The sequence below is a fragment of the Subtercola sp. Z020 genome (assembly GCF_002931235.1).
Taxonomy (GTDB): domain Bacteria; phylum Actinomycetota; class Actinomycetes; order Actinomycetales; family Microbacteriaceae; genus Subtercola.
The window spans coordinates 1-17,712 of sequence record NZ_PSTT01000086.1; the positions used below are offsets into that span (position 1 = coordinate 1).

17 protein-coding genes are annotated in these 17,712 nt (G+C 68.1%); 3 read left to right on the top strand and 14 right to left on the bottom strand.

Features of this window, described 5'->3' with window-relative positions:
- Window positions 1–82 precede the first annotated feature (82 nt).
- Window positions 83–1,036, bottom strand: a complete 954-nt coding sequence (locus tag C5B96_RS11085; RefSeq protein ID WP_104245426.1) for an alpha/beta hydrolase — start codon at window positions 1,034–1,036, stop codon at window positions 83–85.
- A 310-nt stretch (window positions 1,037–1,346) separates the two neighbouring features.
- Between C5B96_RS11085 and C5B96_RS11090 the strand changes: the two genes are divergently transcribed.
- Window positions 1,347–1,616, top strand: a complete 270-nt coding sequence (locus tag C5B96_RS11090) for a Rho termination factor N-terminal domain-containing protein (protein ID WP_104245427.1) — start codon at window positions 1,347–1,349, stop codon at window positions 1,614–1,616.
- A gap of 57 nt (window positions 1,617–1,673) precedes the next feature.
- Here C5B96_RS11090 and C5B96_RS11095 read toward each other — a convergent pair whose 3' ends face one another.
- Both C5B96_RS11095 and C5B96_RS11100 read right to left on the bottom strand, forming a co-directional pair.
- On the bottom strand, window positions 1,674–2,123 hold the full coding sequence (locus C5B96_RS11095; protein ID WP_104245428.1) for a hypothetical protein: 450 nt from the start codon (window positions 2,121–2,123) through the stop codon (window positions 1,674–1,676).
- Complete coding sequence (locus tag C5B96_RS11100) at window positions 2,120–2,731, bottom strand: transcriptional regulator (RefSeq protein ID WP_104245429.1); 612 nt, start codon at window positions 2,729–2,731, stop codon at window positions 2,120–2,122. Before C5B96_RS11100 ends, C5B96_RS11095 begins: the two co-directional genes overlap by 4 nt.
- A gap of 132 nt (window positions 2,732–2,863) precedes the next feature.
- Between C5B96_RS11100 and C5B96_RS11105 the strand changes: the two genes are divergently transcribed.
- On the top strand, window positions 2,864–4,129 hold the full coding sequence (locus C5B96_RS11105) for an NAD(P)/FAD-dependent oxidoreductase (RefSeq protein WP_104245430.1): 1,266 nt from the start codon (window positions 2,864–2,866) through the stop codon (window positions 4,127–4,129).
- Between the two features lie 13 nt (window positions 4,130–4,142).
- On the opposite strand, the gene C5B96_RS11110 is transcribed toward C5B96_RS11105, so the two are convergent.
- The 7 genes from C5B96_RS11110 to C5B96_RS11140 form a co-directional block, all read right to left on the bottom strand.
- Window positions 4,143–5,741: an ATP-binding cassette domain-containing protein gene (locus tag C5B96_RS11110; RefSeq protein WP_104245431.1), complete on the bottom strand. Its 1,599-nt coding sequence runs from the start codon at window positions 5,739–5,741 to the stop codon at window positions 4,143–4,145.
- Window positions 5,742–5,786: 45 nt separating this feature from the next.
- On the bottom strand, window positions 5,787–7,028 hold the full coding sequence (mmsB, locus tag C5B96_RS11115) for a multiple monosaccharide ABC transporter permease (RefSeq protein ID WP_104245432.1): 1,242 nt from the start codon (window positions 7,026–7,028) through the stop codon (window positions 5,787–5,789).
- The gene (mmsA, locus tag C5B96_RS11120; RefSeq protein ID WP_104245433.1) at window positions 7,028–8,560 is read right to left on the bottom strand and encodes a multiple monosaccharide ABC transporter ATP-binding protein; all 1,533 of its coding nucleotides are present in this window, start codon (window positions 8,558–8,560) and stop codon (window positions 7,028–7,030) included. The genes mmsB and mmsA overlap by 1 nt, the downstream gene beginning before the upstream one ends.
- Before the next feature lie 96 nt (window positions 8,561–8,656).
- The gene (chvE, locus tag C5B96_RS11125; RefSeq protein WP_199176631.1) at window positions 8,657–9,802 is read right to left on the bottom strand and encodes a multiple monosaccharide ABC transporter substrate-binding protein; all 1,146 of its coding nucleotides are present in this window, start codon (window positions 9,800–9,802) and stop codon (window positions 8,657–8,659) included.
- Between the two features lie 70 nt (window positions 9,803–9,872).
- A complete protein-coding gene (araA, locus tag C5B96_RS11130) occupies window positions 9,873–11,390 on the bottom strand; it encodes an L-arabinose isomerase (protein ID WP_104245435.1) in 1,518 nt (505 codons plus the stop codon).
- Window positions 11,387–12,178 carry an L-ribulose-5-phosphate 4-epimerase gene (locus C5B96_RS11135; protein WP_104245447.1) on the bottom strand — a complete coding sequence of 264 codons (792 nt, stop codon included), beginning with the start codon at window positions 12,176–12,178 and terminating at the stop codon, window positions 11,387–11,389. The genes araA and C5B96_RS11135 overlap by 4 nt, the downstream gene beginning before the upstream one ends.
- 97 nt (window positions 12,179–12,275) lie before the next feature.
- Window positions 12,276–13,355: a LacI family DNA-binding transcriptional regulator gene (locus C5B96_RS11140; RefSeq protein ID WP_104245436.1), complete on the bottom strand. Its 1,080-nt coding sequence runs from the start codon at window positions 13,353–13,355 to the stop codon at window positions 12,276–12,278.
- Window positions 13,356–13,483: 128 nt separating this feature from the next.
- Between C5B96_RS11140 and C5B96_RS17620 the strand changes: the two genes are divergently transcribed.
- Window positions 13,484–13,636, top strand: a complete 153-nt coding sequence (locus C5B96_RS17620; protein WP_199176632.1) for a hypothetical protein — start codon at window positions 13,484–13,486, stop codon at window positions 13,634–13,636.
- Window positions 13,637–13,641: 5 nt separating this feature from the next.
- On the opposite strand, the gene msrA is transcribed toward C5B96_RS17620, so the two are convergent.
- The 4 genes from msrA to C5B96_RS11160 form a co-directional block, all read right to left on the bottom strand.
- On the bottom strand, window positions 13,642–14,181 hold the full coding sequence (gene msrA, locus C5B96_RS11145; RefSeq protein ID WP_104245437.1) for a peptide-methionine (S)-S-oxide reductase MsrA: 540 nt from the start codon (window positions 14,179–14,181) through the stop codon (window positions 13,642–13,644).
- Between the two features lie 83 nt (window positions 14,182–14,264).
- Window positions 14,265–15,680 (bottom strand): hypothetical protein, encoded by a 1,416-nt coding sequence (locus tag C5B96_RS11150; RefSeq protein WP_146078160.1) that lies wholly within the window; start codon window positions 15,678–15,680, stop codon window positions 14,265–14,267.
- Window positions 15,670–16,512, bottom strand: a complete 843-nt coding sequence (locus C5B96_RS11155; protein WP_104245439.1) for a TIGR03943 family protein — start codon at window positions 16,510–16,512, stop codon at window positions 15,670–15,672. Before C5B96_RS11155 ends, C5B96_RS11150 begins: the two co-directional genes overlap by 11 nt.
- Entirely contained in the window at window positions 16,502–17,458 is a 957-nt protein-coding gene (locus C5B96_RS11160; protein WP_233189151.1) for a permease, read from the bottom strand. Before C5B96_RS11160 ends, C5B96_RS11155 begins: the two co-directional genes overlap by 11 nt.
- Window positions 17,459–17,712 lie beyond the last annotated feature (254 nt).

Here is a 17,712-nt window from a genome sequence, read left to right on the forward strand (position 1 = left end):
AGTCGGCGATTTCTGTCGGTAGCTGGGCTCTGAGGCGACAGAAATCGATGAGTCGATGCGGCTGCCAGGGTGGTGGGGTGGGTCAGGGGCGGGCGGCGCGGGCGAGAGCGGCCAGGGCGGCGGCCATGGCGGCGGGCTGCCAGGAGTGGTTGGCCCCCGGCATCCGTTTCGCCGTCGCGCCGGGAATCGCCGCGGCGATCGCTTGGGCGGCTGTGACCATGATCGGCTGGGTCTGCTCCCCGTAGACCGCCTCGACCGGGATCGCGAGCCCACCGACGAGCTCGGGCAGGGGCGCCGAATCGGCCCAGGCGAGGGACTCGGCGTCGGGCACCTGGCTGCCAACCTGCGCCACCATGCCAGCGAACATCGGCGAGCGACGTGCGCCGTCGAGCCACTCCGGCGGCATGTCCTTCATGTAGTGCACGAGCGCGCCTTCGCGGTCTCCGGATGCCACGCGCCGCGCGATCTCGTCAGCCCAGGCCTGCGTTCCGCCCGTGATGCCGCCGAGCGGGGCCTCCCAGAGCACCAGCCCGGTCACCGGCAGGCCCGCGGATGCCGCGGCCAGCGCGATGGTGCACCCCGACGAGTGCCCGCAGAGCACGGCACCGCCGCCTGCGGTGGTGATCAGTGCATCGATGGCTGCCAGCTCCCGCTGCAGCGTGATCGGGCCGGAGGGTGCATCGCCGCCTTCGCCGTCGGCATTGCCGTCGCCGTCGCCTTCCGGCACCGCGCTCTCGCCGCGGCCGACGCGGTCGTAGACGATCGCCGTGACCCCCGCGGCCGCCAACGCCTCGGCCGTCTGCCGCGTGTCCCCGTCGAACGCCCGGGTGGGCCCCACCCCCCGCACGAACACGACCACCGGCGCCCGGCCCACCGCGTTGTCACCCGGTGCCCGTTCCGTCGCGGGGCCCGCCGCCGTGTCGCTCGCGCCGTTCTGCGTGTCGGCGGGCTCGTGGCGTGCCGCCGGGTCGCCCGCCCCCTCGTAGCGGTCGAAGGCCACCCGGTCGCCGTACTGCGTTGTCACGAACTCAGTCATGCGCTCACCCTACTCCCGCAATGTCGACGGCGTCTACATTTCTGACCTTCCCACCCCGCGCTCTCACCCACCCACCTCGGTACCCCCGCATCCCGTGCCGCCATCGAGACCGTGAACGTTGCCGGTGAGTGCTCGAGGGAGCGGCAGGTGTCGGGGTATCGATCGCGGTGTCGAGGGGTTTGCGAGGGTGGGAGTGGGGGAGTAGGAAGGGAGGGCAGGGTGCGAGGAACGGGCGCAGGCGAGGAAACGGGCGCAGACCGAGGCCAGAACGAGCGCAGACCGAGCGCCGACCGAGAGGGAGGAGTGGAGCATGCCGGGTGAGAAGACGCCGCCGCAGCTGAAGAATCCGAAGATGTACGAGGAGCTGCGCGACGAGGGCAACTCGAAGCAGAAGTCGGCGCGCATCTCGAACGCGGCTGCGGCCCGCGGAAAGCAGGCCGTCGGGAGGAAGGGCGGCGAGTCGGGGTCGTACGACGACTGGACGGTCGCCGACCTCAGGCACCGCGCGAAAGAGATCGGGCTGACCGGCTACTCGCGCAAGAAGAAGGCCGAGCTGGTCGAGGCGCTCCGTAACTCCTGAGCCGCGCGCCGGGCGCGAACTGGCGCGGCGCCCGGCTGAGCAGCAGCTGAGCGCCGGTCAGCGCAGCAGGCGGTTGATGCCGAGGTCGCGTTCGGCAAGGATCCCGGCCCGGGCGGCGACGGCAGCGCGGCGAAGGTCGTGGCGCTCGCGCGTGGCGGCGTCGGCGGCAAGCTGGGCCGCCGCGGCGGAGGTGTGGGTCGCCGCGGTGGCAGCGAGGTCGGTGGCGGTGTCGGGCGCGAGTGCGGGCTCTGGATGCGCCGCTCCGCGGCGTTCGGCGCGGCGGCTCCACGAGACGAGCGCGGTTCCGAGCGCGAGAACGGCGCGGTCGATCGGCGCCAGGGACGCGGGGTCGACGTCGCCTGCGGTTACCGAGGTGGCAGGAGTGGCCGCAACGGCGGTGGCGTCGGCCGCGACAGCGGCAGGCGCGACAGCGGCAGGCGCGACAGCGCCGGCCGCAGCAGAGGGGCCGGCGCCCGTGGGGCGCGGCAGGGCGGGTGCAGTGTTCATGAGGGGTACCCTTCCGGGATCTCTTCCGCGTCCATGACGGGGAAGGCGTTGAGTTGCAGTTGCACGGGGCGCGTGCCCGGCTCCTGCTGGTTGCGGTAGCGCTGGATGTAGCGGTCGGCGACCGCCTGGAGCTCGGCCACGAGGTCGCCGAGCTGGCGTGAGGTGAGGCGCAGGTTCATCGTGTCGATCGTCGAGGCCTCGAACCACCGGGGCTCGAGCTGGTCGGCCCCCTGCGTCAGGAAGTCGTTGAACAGGGCATCGCGCGTCACCTGCCACTCGCGCTGCACCAGGTCGCTCGCCGCCCGCTCCGCGCTTCGCGGCGGATAGACGCTGTCGACCTCGATGCCGCCCGGCACGCGCTCCCACCACCGCTCGCGCGACGAGCCGCGCGACGCATCCTCCCGCACGAAGCCGTGCTTCTCGAGCTGGCGCAGGTGGTAGCTCATCGACCCGCTCGATTCGCCGAAGCGTTCCGCCAGCCCGCTCGACGTGTTCGGGCCGTAGGTCGACAGGGCGTCGAGAATGCGCACGCGCAGCGGATGCGCCAACCCCTTCAGGCTGGTCATGTCGATCGAGCGGTTCCGGGTCACCGCGGGCTGTTCATCCATGCTCCAAAGATACCTCTGCAAAGACCTCTTTGCAAGTAAAGCGCTGCAAAGAGGTCTTTGCCGATGCACTCAGGCTTTGCCTGTTTGCGCAACGCCTCACGGCAGGCGGGGCGACCCCCGTACGGTGGGAACATGACCGACGCGAGCACCGACATCCAGCACCACAACGTGGTCATCATCGGTGGCGGCAACGCCGGGCTCTCTGTGGCGGGGCGGCTCGGCCGCTACGGGGTTCCGGATGTCGCGGTCATCGAGCCGCGCGAGAACCACCTCTACCAGCCGATGTTCTCCCACGTCGCCGGCGGAACCGCCCCAGCCGCGAAAGCCACCCGACCGCAGGCCTCCGTCATTCCGAAGGGCGTGAGCTGGATCCAGGCGCGGGTCGCCAGTATCGACCCCGATGCGAAGACGGTCACGCTGACCTCGGGCCGCAGCATCGGCTACGGCCAGCTGATCGTCTGCCCGGGCATCCAGAAGAACTGGAATGCCGTGCCCGGCCTGGCAGAGGCCATGGAATCGCCCGTCGGAATCTCGAACTACGAGTTCGAGTACGCCGAGAAGGCCTGGTCGGTTCTGCGCGCCGTGCGCAGCGGTACCGTCGTCTTCACCCAGCCCGCCGGCCCGGCCACCTGCGCAGGCGCCTCGCAGAAGCCGATGTACCTCGCGTGCGACTTCTGGCGGGAGACCGGCGTGCTGGCCGACATCAGGGTGGTGCTGGTCGTGCCCACCCCGACCCTGTTCGGCATGCCCCTCATCGACGCTGAGCTCGAACGGAAGGTCGCCGAGTACGGCATCGAGGTGCACTACGACCGCGAGCTGGTCGAGGTGGATGCCGCACAGAAGTCGATCGTGATCGCCGGCGACGACGCGCGAACCGAGCTGCCCGGCGCCCAGAGCCGGCTCGACGGTGACGGTACCATCACCCGCGAGACGCTGGCGTACGACGTGCTGCACGCGGTGCCGCCGCAGTCCGCACCCGACTGGCTCGCCGAGTCGGCGCTGCCGGTGGCCGGCGATGCGGGCGGTTTCGTCGAGGTCGACTCGCTGACTCTTCGGCACCCGCGTTACCCCGACGTGTGGGCGCTCGGCGATGCCGCCGCGACGACGAACTCGAAGTCGGGTGGTGCGCTGCGGCAGCAGACCAAGACGCTCGCCAAAAATCTCGCGGCCGCCGTCGAGGGCAAGCCGCTGCCGCAGGTCTACAACGGCTACTCGGTCTGCCCGTTCGTCGTGTCGCGGCAGACGGTGGTCTTCGCGGAGTTCGACGACCGCTACCGGCCGAAACCGACCATCCCGTTCTGGAAGGGTCTCGCCAAGGAACGCCGCGCGACCTTCATCGCCGACCGGTACGTGCTGCCCTGGGTGTACTGGAACCTCATCCTGAAGGGGCTCGCCTGAGCGTCAGCCCGCGTCAGCCCATCATCTTCGCGAGCAGCCCGGCCGGCGACGTGTCGCGTGTCTGCAGCTCGCCGGTGACGCGCCCGGCCGCGAGCGTGTAGACGCGCGAGGTGAGCACGAGCAGTTCGTCGAGGTCGTCGGAGGCGAGCAGCACGGCGGTTCCGCCGGCGGCGAGTTCGACGATGAGGTCGCGCACCACGGCCACCTGCGAAGCGTCGAGAGCGGCCGTCGGATGGTCGAGAACGACCACGACCGGCCGCTTTTCGAGCGGCAGGTCGAGCCAGGCGCGCAGGGCGTCGAGGTGGCGCTGGGCTCCGGCCGAGAGGGGGGGTTCTGCTCCGGATGCCGCGGCCGACGCGCCGGGCGCACCGCGGCCCGCCGCACCGCCCCCGCGCCGTGTCACCAGCGCCGAGATGCCGCCGAGCCCGAACGTCGGAGCGGCCGTGCGATAGTCGCGATCCCGGTCGACCAGCCCGATCCGGGCCAGCCGGGCCAGCATGCCCGACGAGATGCGCGACGGGATGCCGCCGATCAGGTTGAGGTCGTACTTCAGGTTCGCGGCCGTCGAGAGGCCCAGCCCGCCGGCGACCGACTCCTGCGGTGTCGCGGCGTCGAGCGGGCGCCCACCCACCGACAGCGACCCGGTGACCCGCGAGCTGAAGGTGCGGCCGAACACGCTCAGCGCGAGCTCGCTGATGCCCGACCCCTCGAGCCCGGCCAGGCCGACGATCTCTCTTCGGCGGGCGGTGAGCGAGACATCCCGCACGACCGCGCGGCCCGTGTCGACGGGGTGGTAGGCGGTCCACTGGTTCAGTTCGAAGACGACGGGGCCGGGTTCGAGGTCTTCGTGCTGCGGCCTCTGCGTGACGCGGATGTTCGCGGTCATGTGCTGAACGAGGTACTCCGTCTGGGGTGACGACGCTGTCAGCCCGACGGTCTCGACGGCCGCTCCGCGGGAGAGCACGGTGACGGTGGAGGCGACCTTCCGCAGCATGTCGAGTCGGTGCGACGCGACGACGACGGTCATCCCCTCGACGGAGAGCCGCCGGATGCCGCCGGCGACGAGGTCGAGCCCCGGGGCATCCAGACCCGTGAAGGGCTCGTCGAGCAGCACGACCGTGCGCCCGGCCACGAGGCAGCGCAGCAGCTCGACGATCATGCGCTGGCCCCTGTCGAGGTCTCCGGCGCGGCCGGCCGGGTCGATCACCGACCCGAGCCCGAACCGGGTGAGCAGTTTGGCGGCGTTCGCGTTCAGCCGGCCGAACCGGATGAAGCCGCCCGTCGCACCCTCGTGCCCGAGGTAGATGTTCTCGGCGACGGAGGTGTGCGGCACGATGGCCGGCTCGGAGCGTACGACGCGCACGCCGAGCGCCTCGGCGGCCGCGTGCCCGGCGAAGGTGCGCGGTTGGTCACCGACCGAGAGGGTGCCTCCGTCGAGCGGCAGGTACCCGCCGATGACGGCGAGCACTTCGGAGGCTCCCGAGAGGTTCTCGCCGAGCACACCGTGCACGGCCCCCGCCGACACCCCGAACGACAGAGAACGGATGCCCGTGCCGGCTGACGACCTCGCCGAGACGTTGCTCAGGGTGAGGGACAGGCCGGGCACGGGCATCCGTTCAGATCATTCAGGGAATGCGGTGAGGCGAACCGGCGGGGGTCAACGACCGCCCGAGCGACGCTTGTTGTAGACGTCGAAGGCGACGGCGAGCAGAAGCACGAGGCCCTTGACGGCCTGCTGCCACTCGATGCCGATACCCATGATCGACATACCGTTGTTCAGCACACCGATGATCAGACCACCGATGATGGCGCCGCCGATGGTGCCGACGCCGCCGGTGACGGCCGCTCCACCGATGAAGGCGGCCGAGATGGCCTCGAGCTCGAAGCCGTCACCGGCCTTCGGGCCGGCGAGGTTCAGGCGGGCCGTGAAGACGAGGCCCGCGAGAGCGGCCAGCACGCCCATGTTGACGAACAGCCAGAAGGTCACGTTGCGGGTCTTGATACCCGACAGCTCAGCGGCGTGCAGGTTGCCACCGATCGCGTAGATGTGGCGACCGAAGACCGAGCGGCCCATGACGAGACCGTAGATCAGGATGAGCACGGCGAGGATGATCAGCGTGACGGGGATGCCCTTGAACGTGGCGAGAGCGTAGGCGAAGAGCAGCACGACGACCGCGACGAGCGCGAGCTTGCCCACGAACCAGCCGATCGGCTCGACGGCCTGGCCGTAGCTCTGGCGGCCGCGGCGGGTGCGGATCGACTGGATGACCAGCGCGACGATCGCGATGACGGCGACACCCATGGTCAGCGGGTCGACGTCGAGGTTGCCGAAGACGTTCGTGAGGAAGCCGTTGCCGATGGCGCGGTACTCCTCGGGGAACGAGCCGATGTTCGCGTTGCCGAGCACCACGAGCGCGAGCCCGCGGAAGATGAGCATGCCGGCCAGTGTCACGATGAACGCGGGTATGCCCACGTAGGCGATCCAGAAGCCCTGCCAGGCTCCCACGGCGGCGCCGATCAGCAGCGACAGGATGATCGACAGCCACCACGGCAGACCCATGTTGACAGCGAACACGCCCGAGACGGCGCCGACGAACGCGGCGACCGAACCGACGGAGAGGTCGATGTGGCCGGCGACGATCACCATGACCATACCGATCGCCAGGATCAGGATGTAGCCGTTCTGAACGATGAGGTTCGAGACGTTCTGCGGGCGGAGGAGCACGCCGTTGGTCAGGATCTGGAAGACCACGACCACGAGCACGAGGGCGATGAAGATGCCGTTCTTGCCCAGGTCGCTCAAGACGTGCGTGAGGGCGGTGGTGAACTTGTTCTCGACCGGGTTGATGCGGCCGCCCGCCGCCGTGTCGTCAGTCGGCTTCGTTTCGAGGTTGGACATCAGGCACGTTCCTTTTCCATGGTCATGTATTTGATCAGCGATTCGGGGGTGGCTTCTGCGATGGGCAGTTCGCCGGTGATGCGGCCTTCGGCGATCGCGTAGATGCGGTCGCAGATGCCGAGGAGTTCGGGCAGTTCGCTCGAGATGACGATGACGCCCTTGCCCTCAGCGGCGAGCTTGTTGATGATCGTGTAGATCTCGTACTTTGCCCCCACGTCGATGCCGCGCGTCGGCTCGTCGAGAATGAGCACGTCGGGGTCGGAGTAGATCCACTTGCTCAGCACGACCTTCTGCTGGTTGCCGCCGGAGAGCTTGCCGACCTTCGAGAGCACCGAGGGTGCCTTGATGTTCATCGACTTGCGGTAGCCGTCGGCGACCTCGTACTCCTTGTTGTCGTCGACGAGCCCGCCGTGCTCCAGCTTCTTCAGCGATGCCATCGAGATGTTGCGCTTGATGTCCTCGATGAGGTTGAGGCCGTAGAACTTGCGGTCCTCCGTGGCGTAGGCGAGGCCGTTGTCGATGGCCTCCGACACCGTGCGGGTCTTGATCTCGACGCCGCTCTTGTAGACCTGGCCCGAGATCTTCGTACCGTACGAGCGGCCGAAGAGGCTCATCGCGAACTCGGTACGGCCGGCGCCCATGAGACCGGCGATGCCGACGATCTCCCCGCGCTTCACGTTCAGGTTCACGTTGTCGACCATGATGCGGTTCGGGTCTTGCGGGTGGTACGCGGTCCAGTTCTCGACGCGCAGGATCTCCTCGCCGATGTGCGGGGTGTGGTCGGGGTAGCGGTGTTCGAGGTCGCGGCCCACCATGTCTTTGATGATGCGCTCTTCGGTGACGTCGGTCTTGGCGATCGTCTCGATCGCCTTGCCGTCACGGATGACCGTCACGGTGTCGGAGATCTTCTTGATCTCGTTCAGCTTGTGACTGATGATGATCGACGTGATGTTCTGGCCCTTGAGGCTCAGGATCAGGTCGAGCAGGTGGTCGCTGTCCTCGTCGTTGAGGGCGGCGGTCGGCTCATCCAGAATGAGCAGTTTCACCCGCTTCGAGAGCGCCTTGGCGATCTCGACCAGCTGCTGCTTGCCGACGCCGAGCTCCCGCACCTTGGTGGTGGGGTTCTCGCGCAGGCCGACGCGGGCCAGGAGCTTCGAGGCCTCGATGTTGGTCTTGTTCCAGTCGATCAGACCGAACGCGCCCTTGATCTCGTTGTTGAGGAAGATGTTCTCGGCAATCGACAGGAACGGGCTGAGCGCCAGTTCCTGGTGGATGATCACGATGCCCTTGGCCTCGCTGTCCCGGATGTCGCGGAACTCCATCGTCTCGTTCTCGAACACGATGTCGCCCTCGTAGGTGCCGAACGGGTAGACCCCGCTCAGAACCTTCATCAGCGTCGACTTGCCGGCACCGTTCTCACCGCAGATCGCGTGGACTTCGCCGCGGGCCACGTCGAGCGTGACGTTCTGCAGCGCCTTGACGCCGGGGAACGTCTTCGTGATGCTGCGCATTTCCAGGATATTGGTGGTCACAATATCTCTTCCTCTAAAAGTGTGGGGTGGTGCGGATGGGGTCTGCCCGGCCCGCTGTGAAAGCCGGGCCGGGCAGAGCCGTTCAGATGGTGCTGACTAGCCGTTGACCTGGGCGTCGGTGTAGTAGCCACCGTCGATCAGGACCTTGGTGATGTCGGCCTTGGTCACGACGACCGGCTGCAGCAGCTGGGCCGGAACGACCTTCTTGCCGTTGTCGTAGGTCTTGTCGTCGTTGGTCTCGGGCGTCTTGCCCTCGAGAACGGCGCTGGCCATGGCGACGGCGACCTTCGCGAGCTCGCGAGTGTCCTTGTAGATGGTCGAGTACTGCTCGCCACCGTTGATGGCCTTGACCGAGTCGAGCTCAGCGTCCTGGCCGGTGATGATCGGGAAGCCAGCGCCGACGGTGTAACCCGACGAGGTGACGGCAGAGATCAGACCGCGCGAGATACCGTCGTAGGGCGACAGGATGCCGTTGACCTTCGTGGTTCCGTCGGAGTAGGTCGACGTGAGGATGTTCTCCATGCGCGACTGGGCGGTGGCCGGGTCCCAACGGAGGGTGGCGACGGTGTTGAAGTCCGTCTGGCCGCTCTTCACGACGAGGGTGCCCTTGTCGATGTACGGCTGCAGAACATCCATCGCGCCCTTGAAGAAGAACGTGGCGTTGTTGTCGTCGGGGCTACCGGCGAACAGCTCGATGTTGAACGGGCCGGCGACGCCGGTGTCCTTGCCGCTGGCGTCGAGGATGCCGAGACCGGTGAGGAGCGACGTGCCCTGCTCGGTTCCGACCTTCTCGTTGTCGAACGTGGCGTAGTAGTCGACGTTCTCCGAGTCGCGGATCAGGCGGTCGTAGGCGATGACGGGGATGTCATTGTCTTTGGCGTTCTGAAGCGTGTTGGTGAGCGTGGTGCCGTCGATCGAGGCGATGATCAGGGCCTTGGCGCCCTTGGTGATCATGTTCTCGAGCTGGCTGACCTGGGTGGGGATGTCGTCTTCGGCGTACTCGAGGTCGACCGTGTAGCCGGCCGCTTCGAGCTGCTCCTTGATGCTGTTGCCGTCGGCGATCCAGCGCTCCGACGACTTGGTCGGCATCGCGACGCCGATGAGGCCGCCGTCGCCGGCAGCAGCGCCGCCGGTCGAGGAACCTGAAGAGCTGCCCGAGGAGCAGGCTGCGAGTGAAACCACCATGGCCGCTGAGGCCAGGAGGGAAAGAATGACCTTCTTCTTCACTGTGTTTCCTTTCATATATGGACTTCGTTGTCAGCGGGTGCTGTGTGAAGGTTGTGCGGTGGTGCAGTGCAGTGAACTGCTGTGACTACAGGCCCTGTGCCAGTCGGTAGTAGGCCTGGTTCCAGCGGACTCCCTGTTCGAAGTCACGCAGGTCTGTGCTCTCATCGATGACGAGAAGTTCTGTCTTCGCGATGTCGGCGAAGTCGGTGAAGGCGTCGAGCCCGACCGCTGTCGACATCACGGTGTGGTGCGCCGCCCCAGCGGTGAGCCAGGCAGCAGCGGAGACCGCGAAGGAGGGCTCCGGCTTCCAGACGGCACGGCCGACGGGGAGCTTCGGCAGAGGTGCGGTCGGCTCGACGACCTCGACGACGTTGGCGACCAGCCGGAAGCGGTCGCGCATGTCGCTCATCGCGACCACGACGGCGGGGCCGGGGTCGGCGGTGAAGACGAGGCGCACCGGGTCTTCCCGGCCACCGATGCCGAGCGGGTGGATCTCGAGGGTCGGCTTCGCCGTTGTGAGGGAGGGGCTGACCTCGAGCATGTGGGCGCCGAGGATGACCTCGTTGCCGGGGGTGAGGTCGTACGTGTAGTCCTCCATGAGGGAGGCCCCGCCGGGCAGGCCCGAACCCATCACGTTCGCGGCGTGCACGAGGATCGCCGTCTTCCAGTCGCCCTCTGCGCCGAAGCCGTAGCCGTCGGCCATCAGGCGCTGCACGGCGAGGCCGGGCAGCTGGCGGAGTGCACCGAGGTCTTCGAAGCTGGTGGTGAAGGCGCCGAACCCGCCGGCCTCGAGGAACGAGCGGAGGCCGAGCTCGATCGCGGCGCCGTTCCGCAGCGACTCGTGACGCGCGGCACCGGCACGAAGCTCGGGAGCGACGTCGTAGAGCTCCTCGTATTCGGCCACCAGGGCGTCGATGCGATCATCCGGAACAGCAGCGACAGCCTCAGCGAGCTCGTTGACGCCCCAGGTGTTGACCTGCACGCCGAAGCGCAGCTCTGCTTCGGTCTTGTCGCCCTCTGTGACGGCGACGAAGCGCATGTTGTCGCCGAACCGGGCGAGCTTCAGGGACTTCGTGGCTGCCCAGCCGGCCGCGGCGCGAGTCCACGTGCCGATCTGTGCGGTGACGGCCGGGTTCGATGCGTGGCCGACGACGGTCTTGCGGGCGACGCCCAGGCGGGTCTGGATGTAGCCGAACTCCCGGTCGCCGTGTGCGGCCTGGTTGAGGTTCATGAAGTCCATGTCGATCTCTGCCCAGGGCAGTTCGACATTGGCCTGCGTGTGGAAGTGCAGCAGTGGCTTCTGCAGGGCGTCGAGCCCCGAGATCCACATCTTCGCCGGGCTGAAGGTGTGCATCCACGCGATCAGGCCGATGACGTTGTCGGCGGCGTTGGCCTCGAGAATGGCGCGCTTGATCGACTCGCTGTCTTTCAGCACCGGCTTCCACACGATGGTGACGGGGATGTCGGATGCCGCAGCCAGCGTGTCGGCGATGGTCTTCGACTGCTCGGCCACCTGGCGGAGGGTCTCGTCGCCGTAGAGGTTCTGGCTGCCGGTGAAGAACCACACCTCGTAGGAGGCGAGGTCGGGCGTGATTCGGGTCACTTCAAGGCTCCTTGGGGGGCTTGGCCGTAGACGTTCTGGTATCGGTTGAAGAGCGAGTCGATCGCCTCCTGCGGAATGGGCAGCGGCTCGCCGAGCTGGCGCGCGATATGCACCGTGCGGGCGACGTCTTCGACCATGACGGCGGCCTTGACCGCGTCGGAAGCGTCTTTGCCGATCGTGAAGACACCGTGGTTCTGCATCAGAACGGCTCGCGAGCGGTGACCCGAGAGCGTCTCGACGACCCCGACCCCGATCGAGTCGTCGCCGATGATCGCGAAGGGTCCGACCGGCACGGGGCCGCCGAACTCGTCGGCCATCGCCGTGATGACGCAGGGGATCTCCTCGCCGCGGGCGGCCCAGGCGGTGGCGTAGGTCGAGTGGGTGTGCACGACGCCGCCGACCTGCGGCATGTTGCGGTAGATGTAGGCGTGGGCTGCGGTGTCGCTCGACGGGGAACGGTCGCTGCCGGGGGTCTCGTCGATGACGTCGCCATCGAGATCGCAGAGGATCATGTTGTCGGGGCCGAGCTCGTCGTAGCGCACACCGCTCGGCTTGATGACGAACAGGTCGGCGCCGGGAACGCGGGCGGAGACGTTGCCGCTCGTCCAGGCGATCAGGCCGTAGTGGGTGAGCTCGGAGTGCAGCCGGGCGACGTCTTCACGGATGCCGGCGATCACCACTTCGATTTCTGGGCCGTAGTTCACTGGGGCGGACTCCTTCGTCACGAGATTCTGGTCGGGCGTTTCGGGGCCCTGATGAGGAATGGGGGCCAGACGGGTGACGGTCATGTGAACGGTCACATCTGGGCTGCACTCATGTTAGCCACACGCTGTACCAGCCTGTCAAGCTGCGATAGTCACGGTTCTATAACTGGAATGCGCGCACTCAGAACCGGGGCGGTGCGCTGCTGTCGCGAACGATCAGCTCGGGGAGGATCAGCTCGAGGTGGCCCGCACCGCGGGCGGCTTCGTCGGCCGGCTCGGCGTTCGCGGCCGTTCCGCCGCCGGCGGCCGGTCCGCTGCCCGCCGCCCCGCCGCGGAGCAGCTGCGCCACCGCCTGGCGCCCGATCTCGGCGAAGTCCTGCTTCACCGTCGTGAGCGGCGGCCAGAAGTGCCGCGCCTCGGGAATGTCGTCGAACCCGACGATGCTGATGTCACCCGGAACGTTCAGCCCGGCATCCCTGATCGCGTGCATCAACCCCAGCGCCATCTGGTCGTTCGCCGAGAAGATGGCCGTGAAGTCGCGCACCCGCAGCAGTTCGCGGCCGGCGAAGTAGCCGAACTCGGCGGTCCAGTCGCCGAGGATCGGCGCGGTCGCGGCGACATCGTGCTCGCTCATCTCCGTGAGGAAGCCGTGCATTCGCGCCTCGGCCTCGATCCAGTCCTGGGGCCCGGCCAGGTGGTAGATGTTGCGGTGGCCGAGTTCGATCAGGTGCCGTGTGGCCAGGCGTGCCCCCGCGATCTGGTCGACCGAGAGAGCGTGGTCGGAGGTGCCGTTCGACTGCAGGGTCACGAAGGGCACCGAGAGGTTCATCTCGGTGAATGTCTTGAAGACCCGCACCTGCGGTGCGATCACGACGAGGCCCTCGATCGCCTGGTCGAGCAGATGGTTCAGGCCCCGCTCGATCGACTCGCGGTCGCTGCCGTCGAGGTTCACCGTGTTGACGAAGTAGCCCTCCGCTCGCGCCGCCTTCTCGATGGCGGTGATGCTCGACGCCGGCCCGTACTGGAAGCTCGAGGCGGAGAGGATGCCGAGGGTGCGCGACCGGCTGGTGACCAGCATCCGGGCGGCCCTGTTCGGGCGGTACTGCAGCTCGTCCATGACCTGCTGCACGCGTTGCTTCGTCTCCTCGCGGAGGTTCGGCGACCCGTTCAGAACGCGGGAGACCGTCTGGTAGGACACTCCGGCGAGCCGGGCGACATCACGGATGCTCGGAGCACGGCTGCGTGTCGGATCGGTGGCCACGCCTCATTATGACCCGGTGGGCGAACCCCGGCGAACCCCGGCGAACGCCGTGTGACGAGTCACATGCTCGCCTGCCCGCAGGGAATCGTGAGAAGATTCCTTTTTCGCCGACGAATTGGGTCCCCACCGTGAGCTACACCCCCGCACCTCAAGAGCCGAAAGATCCCGGCGACCCGAAGCGCCCCACGACCGCCCGCATCACCATCTGGATCGCGGTCGGCGCGGTGGGGCTCTACTTCCTTCTCACCGGCATCTTCGGCATCGTCAACGGCGGCAGCTGAGCCGACTAGGCGGTCGCGGTCGAGGGTGACGTCGCGGTCGCGTTCTCGCGGCGCGGCAGCTTCCACCCCGGGCGCACGAAGTGGCAGGTGTACCCGTTCGGGTAGACCTCGAGGTAGTCCTGGTGCTCGGGCTCGGCCTCCCAGAAGTCACCGGCCGGCTCCACCTCTGTGACGACCGGGCCGGGCCAGAGACCCGACGCGTCGACGTCTTCGATCGTGTCGAGCGCGGTGTTCAGCTGGGTGGTGTCGGTGTAGTAGATCGCCGAGCGGTAGCTGGTGCCACGGTCGTTGCCCTGCCGGTTCTTGGTCGACGGGTCGTGGATCTGGAAGAAGAACTCCAGCAGGTCGCGGTAGCTCTCCTTCTCGGGGTCGAACGTGATCTCGATCGCCTCGGCGTGCAGGCCGTGGTGGCGGTAGGTGGCATTCGGCACGTCGCCGCCGGTGTAGCCGACGCGCGTCGAGAGCACGCCTTCGCGTTTGCGGATCAGATCCTGCATTCCCCAGAAGCAGCCGCCGGCGAGTATCGCCTTCTCTGTCGTAGCCATGGTGTCGTCTCCTTTGTCGTGACGTTCAGTACAACAGGGCTGGCCGTGCGGGTGTTCCGCACTCCGTCGCTCCCAGCAAGGTCTCAGCCTGCGCTGCACCAAGCCGGTTGCGAGCCCTTGAAGGCACGGGGCGGTTCGCCCCCGGCGATCTCGATGTAGGTCGACGTGACCACGTCGGGCGTCGACGGCGGCGCCGTTTCGACGACGGCGTAGCGGCCGTTGGTCGAGACGCAGAGACCCGCGATCGCCGTGCCCGCCGGCGCGGTGAACAGGGTGCTCGACCCGGAGCCGTCGACCCGGTCGACCGTGTCGGGGCTGGGGCCCAGCTCGACTGCCGCCCCTGATCCGTCGAGCGGATGGGGCGCGTCGACACCCGAATCCGCGCCGGCTCCGCCGCCCGCACCTCCGCCGCCCGCACCGCCGCTGCCGCCCGCGCCGCCCGCCAGCGCGAAGCCCGTCGTCACCGGCGCCCCCGGGGTTCCGAAGTCCGTCGCGAAGGCCGCACCCCCCGCCTCCGTCACGAGCGTCTTCGTGCCGGGAACGAAGCCGAGCAGCCTCTCGGCAGATCCCGCCGCGACCGCCCCGGAGGATCCGTCGAGCAGGCCGAGCGCATCGACGACGAAGAGCGCGCCGTCGTTCTGCTGCACGACCAGCGATGTCGTGCCCGGCACGAAGCGCCACGACGACACCGGGATCAGTTCGTGGTCGGGGCCGGAGACCGGGATGGAGAACGCCTGCCCCAGGGTGATGTCGTACACGTACAGCTGGTCGTCGGTGGTCGGGTAGAACGGTGACGGGGCGGGGCGGAAGGTGTAGCCGAACAGGTTGCTCGACGCCGCACCCGTCAGCCCGGTCACCGTTCCCGGGCCCGCGAGCTGCACCGGGATGGAGGCCGACCCGTCGAACGGCACGATGTCGAGCAGATCGTTGCCGTCGGGGTCGGTCGTGGCCACGACGAGACTCTTCGACAGCACGGCGAAGCGCCGGATGTGCGCAGCGCTGTAGACGGTGTCGCCGTCGCTCCCGGAGCCGGCCGTGAGCGACGACCGCACGATCCGGTCGTCTGCGCCCGCCACGCCGGGCACGAGATGGTAGACCTCGGCATCGGGGGTGGTGAAGGAGTAGGTGAACGTCGATGCGGCATCCTGCGCGGTGCTCTTCACGCCCGTCGCGGTCACGGTATAGGTGGTGTTGTAGCTCAGGATGCCCGTGAACTCGACCTGGATGCCGGTGTCGCTCGTGGTGGTCGTGACCGGCGTGGCGGGGGTGACGCTCACCTGCTCTGCGGCGACGGGGGCGATCAGCTCGTTCGCCTGAAGGAGCAGCCGCTGCCCGGCGCGTTCCACACTGGACTGCACGTTCAGCTGGGCGGCGGCGAGACGGGGGCCCTGGGTGAGGTTCAGGCCGACGAGGCCGACCACGAGCAGGGCGAAGATGCCCGTGCTGCCCCAGAGCAGCATCCGGAACCGGCGGATGCCCTTCTGCGGGTCAGTAGACATATGGGTCGGAGGGCTGAGGGATGCCCGTGATCGAGGCGGGCGTCAGCACGATGTTCGCGGTGCTGAGCACACTCGGGTCGGCCCCGAAGGTGCCGTCGACGCTCACCCAGCTGTCGGTCGGGTACGAACTCTGCCAGCCGGGCTCGTACACGGCGACGCCGACCGGCTGGGCGTCGACCGCGCAGCAGGTCACTACGAAACGGGCGACGAAGAAGACGTTGTCCGGGTCGTCGGCATCGGGCGTCACGAAGCCGGTGACCGAGGCGGAACGCCCGTCGAACCAGTCGAGCCCGACACCCTGGCGCAGCAGCAGCGACCAGTCCTTCACCGTGTAGGCGCTGGTGTCGTCGGAGCCGCCGGGCGCCGCGGAGCCGACTCCCCCGCTGGTGCGGTTCGCGTCGAGGGTGGTCGAGGCGCTGTTGATGCTCCGCTGCTCGACGGTCGACGAGGTGAGAGTCGCGGGCGGAACCACCAGCAGCGCGACGACGGCGGCCACCACGACGAGGATGCTCGCGGCGGTGGCGGTGAGCATCCAGAGCCGCGAGCGCCCGCCCGGTGCGCGGTGCCCGCCAGCGTCGTGCGACCCCGAGCCGTGGGCCCCCGGCCCGTGCCCGTGGCCAGCGTGGTCGTCGTCGTCGGCGGCCGGCACCGCGGCGAACGCGCCGACGATCAGCACGACCGCGACGGCGGCCATGATGAGCGTGAAGACGAAGTACCGGGGGTGGATGTAGAGCCCGAGCTGGCCCGAGAGGCCCAGCCAGACCGTGGCGACGACCCCGACCAGGCTCAACGCGAGGCCCTGCCAGCGCGCGACGAGGCGGCTAAAAGACATAGTTCACGGCCAATCCCAGAGTCGCAGCACACATCGCGATCAGGATACTGACCTGCACCAGCGTCTTCGCTGTGAACGTCGTGCGCAGCAGGGCGAGCATCTTCACATCGATCATCGGCCCGAACACGAGGAACGCGACGATTCCGCCGGGAAGGAAGGTCGAACCGAACGACAGGATGAAGAACGCGTCGACGTTCGAACAGATGGCGACCACGAACGCGAGGATCATGAGTGCCAGCACCGACCAGACCGGATTGCTGCCGAGGGCGAGCAGGATGTTGCGCGAGACCGCCACCTGGATCAGCCCCGCGATGCCGGCGCCGATGAACAGCGCGGGCATCATCGCGCTCGTCTCCTGAGAGAACTGCACGAAGGTGCGTCGCGCCCGGTGCGTTCTGGGGGTGGCGGCGTCGACCGCGCAGGTCTCCTGGAAGCCGGGCGTGAGCAGGCTTTCGGGCTGCGGGTGACGGCTGAAGATCCAGCCGACGAGGTTCGCGATCAGCAGGCCGCCCACGATGCGCGACACGAGGATGCCGTCGTTGAAGCCGAACGCCTGGTAGGTCGTGATGATCGTGATCGGGTTGATGATGGGGGCGGCGAACAGAAAGGTCATCGAGTCGGCGACCGTGAGCCCGCTCATGATCAGGCCGCGCGCCAGCGGAACGTTGCCGCATTCGCAGACCGGCAGCAGGACGCCGAGCAGGGAGATGCAGAGGCGCCTGAGCGCCGGGTTCTTCGGCAGCCGACGCAGCAGGAATCCTTCGGGCAGCCACACCTGCACCAGGCTCGACAGCACGATGCCGAGAAAGACGAACGGCAGCGACTCGATGACGACGCTGATCGAGAGGGTCACGAAGTCGCGTGCCGGGTCGGTCATCCACGCCGTCACCTCGGGTGGTGTCAGGTACCGGATGCCGAGCAGCACCAGTACGGCGACGATGCCCACGAGCGGTGCGGGGTTGAACTCCGACCGCGTCAGCTGCCGCAGCGTGGGAGCTCCCGGCGGTGCGCCGGCGGGGGCGGCCTTCGCGCGGACGGTCGGCGGCGCGCTGACGTGCGTGCGCCGTTCCGTGGGTAGACGAGACAGAGGACCCTCCCGAGGTTCCCACCCAGTGTAGACAGGCCGCCTCGGCGGCTCCTGCAGCCGAAAGGCCCAGCCAGCTGTCAGGTTGGAGGGGGTGAACAGGCAGTCGTTGAGTA

Bases quoted from the DNA above. Each gene is read 5' to 3' on its own strand.
- C5B96_RS11085 (WP_104245426.1), bottom strand. From the start codon at position 1,036: ATGACTGAGTTCGTGACAACGCAGTACGGCGACCGGGTGGCCTTCGAC.
- C5B96_RS11090 (WP_104245427.1), top strand. From the start codon at position 1,347: ATGCCGGGTGAGAAGACGCCGCCGCAGCTGAAGAATCCGAAGATGTAC.
- C5B96_RS11095 (WP_104245428.1), bottom strand. From the start codon at position 2,123: ATGAACACTGCACCCGCCCTGCCGCGCCCCACGGGCGCCGGCCCCTCT.
- C5B96_RS11100 (WP_104245429.1), bottom strand. From the start codon at position 2,731: ATGGATGAACAGCCCGCGGTGACCCGGAACCGCTCGATCGACATGACC.
- C5B96_RS11105 (WP_104245430.1), top strand. From the start codon at position 2,864: ATGACCGACGCGAGCACCGACATCCAGCACCACAACGTGGTCATCATC.
- C5B96_RS11110 (WP_104245431.1), bottom strand. From the start codon at position 5,741: ATGCCCGTGCCCGGCCTGTCCCTCACCCTGAGCAACGTCTCGGCGAGG.
- mmsB (WP_104245432.1), bottom strand. From the start codon at position 7,028: ATGTCCAACCTCGAAACGAAGCCGACTGACGACACGGCGGCGGGCGGC.
- chvE (WP_199176631.1), bottom strand. From the start codon at position 9,802: ATGAAAGGAAACACAGTGAAGAAGAAGGTCATTCTTTCCCTCCTGGCC.
- C5B96_RS11135 (WP_104245447.1), bottom strand. From the start codon at position 12,178: ATGACCGTCACCCGTCTGGCCCCCATTCCTCATCAGGGCCCCGAAACG.
- msrA (WP_104245437.1), bottom strand. From the start codon at position 14,181: ATGGCTACGACAGAGAAGGCGATACTCGCCGGCGGCTGCTTCTGGGGA.
- C5B96_RS11150 (WP_146078160.1), bottom strand. From the start codon at position 15,680: ATGTCTACTGACCCGCAGAAGGGCATCCGCCGGTTCCGGATGCTGCTC.
- C5B96_RS11155 (WP_104245439.1), bottom strand. From the start codon at position 16,512: ATGTCTTTTAGCCGCCTCGTCGCGCGCTGGCAGGGCCTCGCGTTGAGC.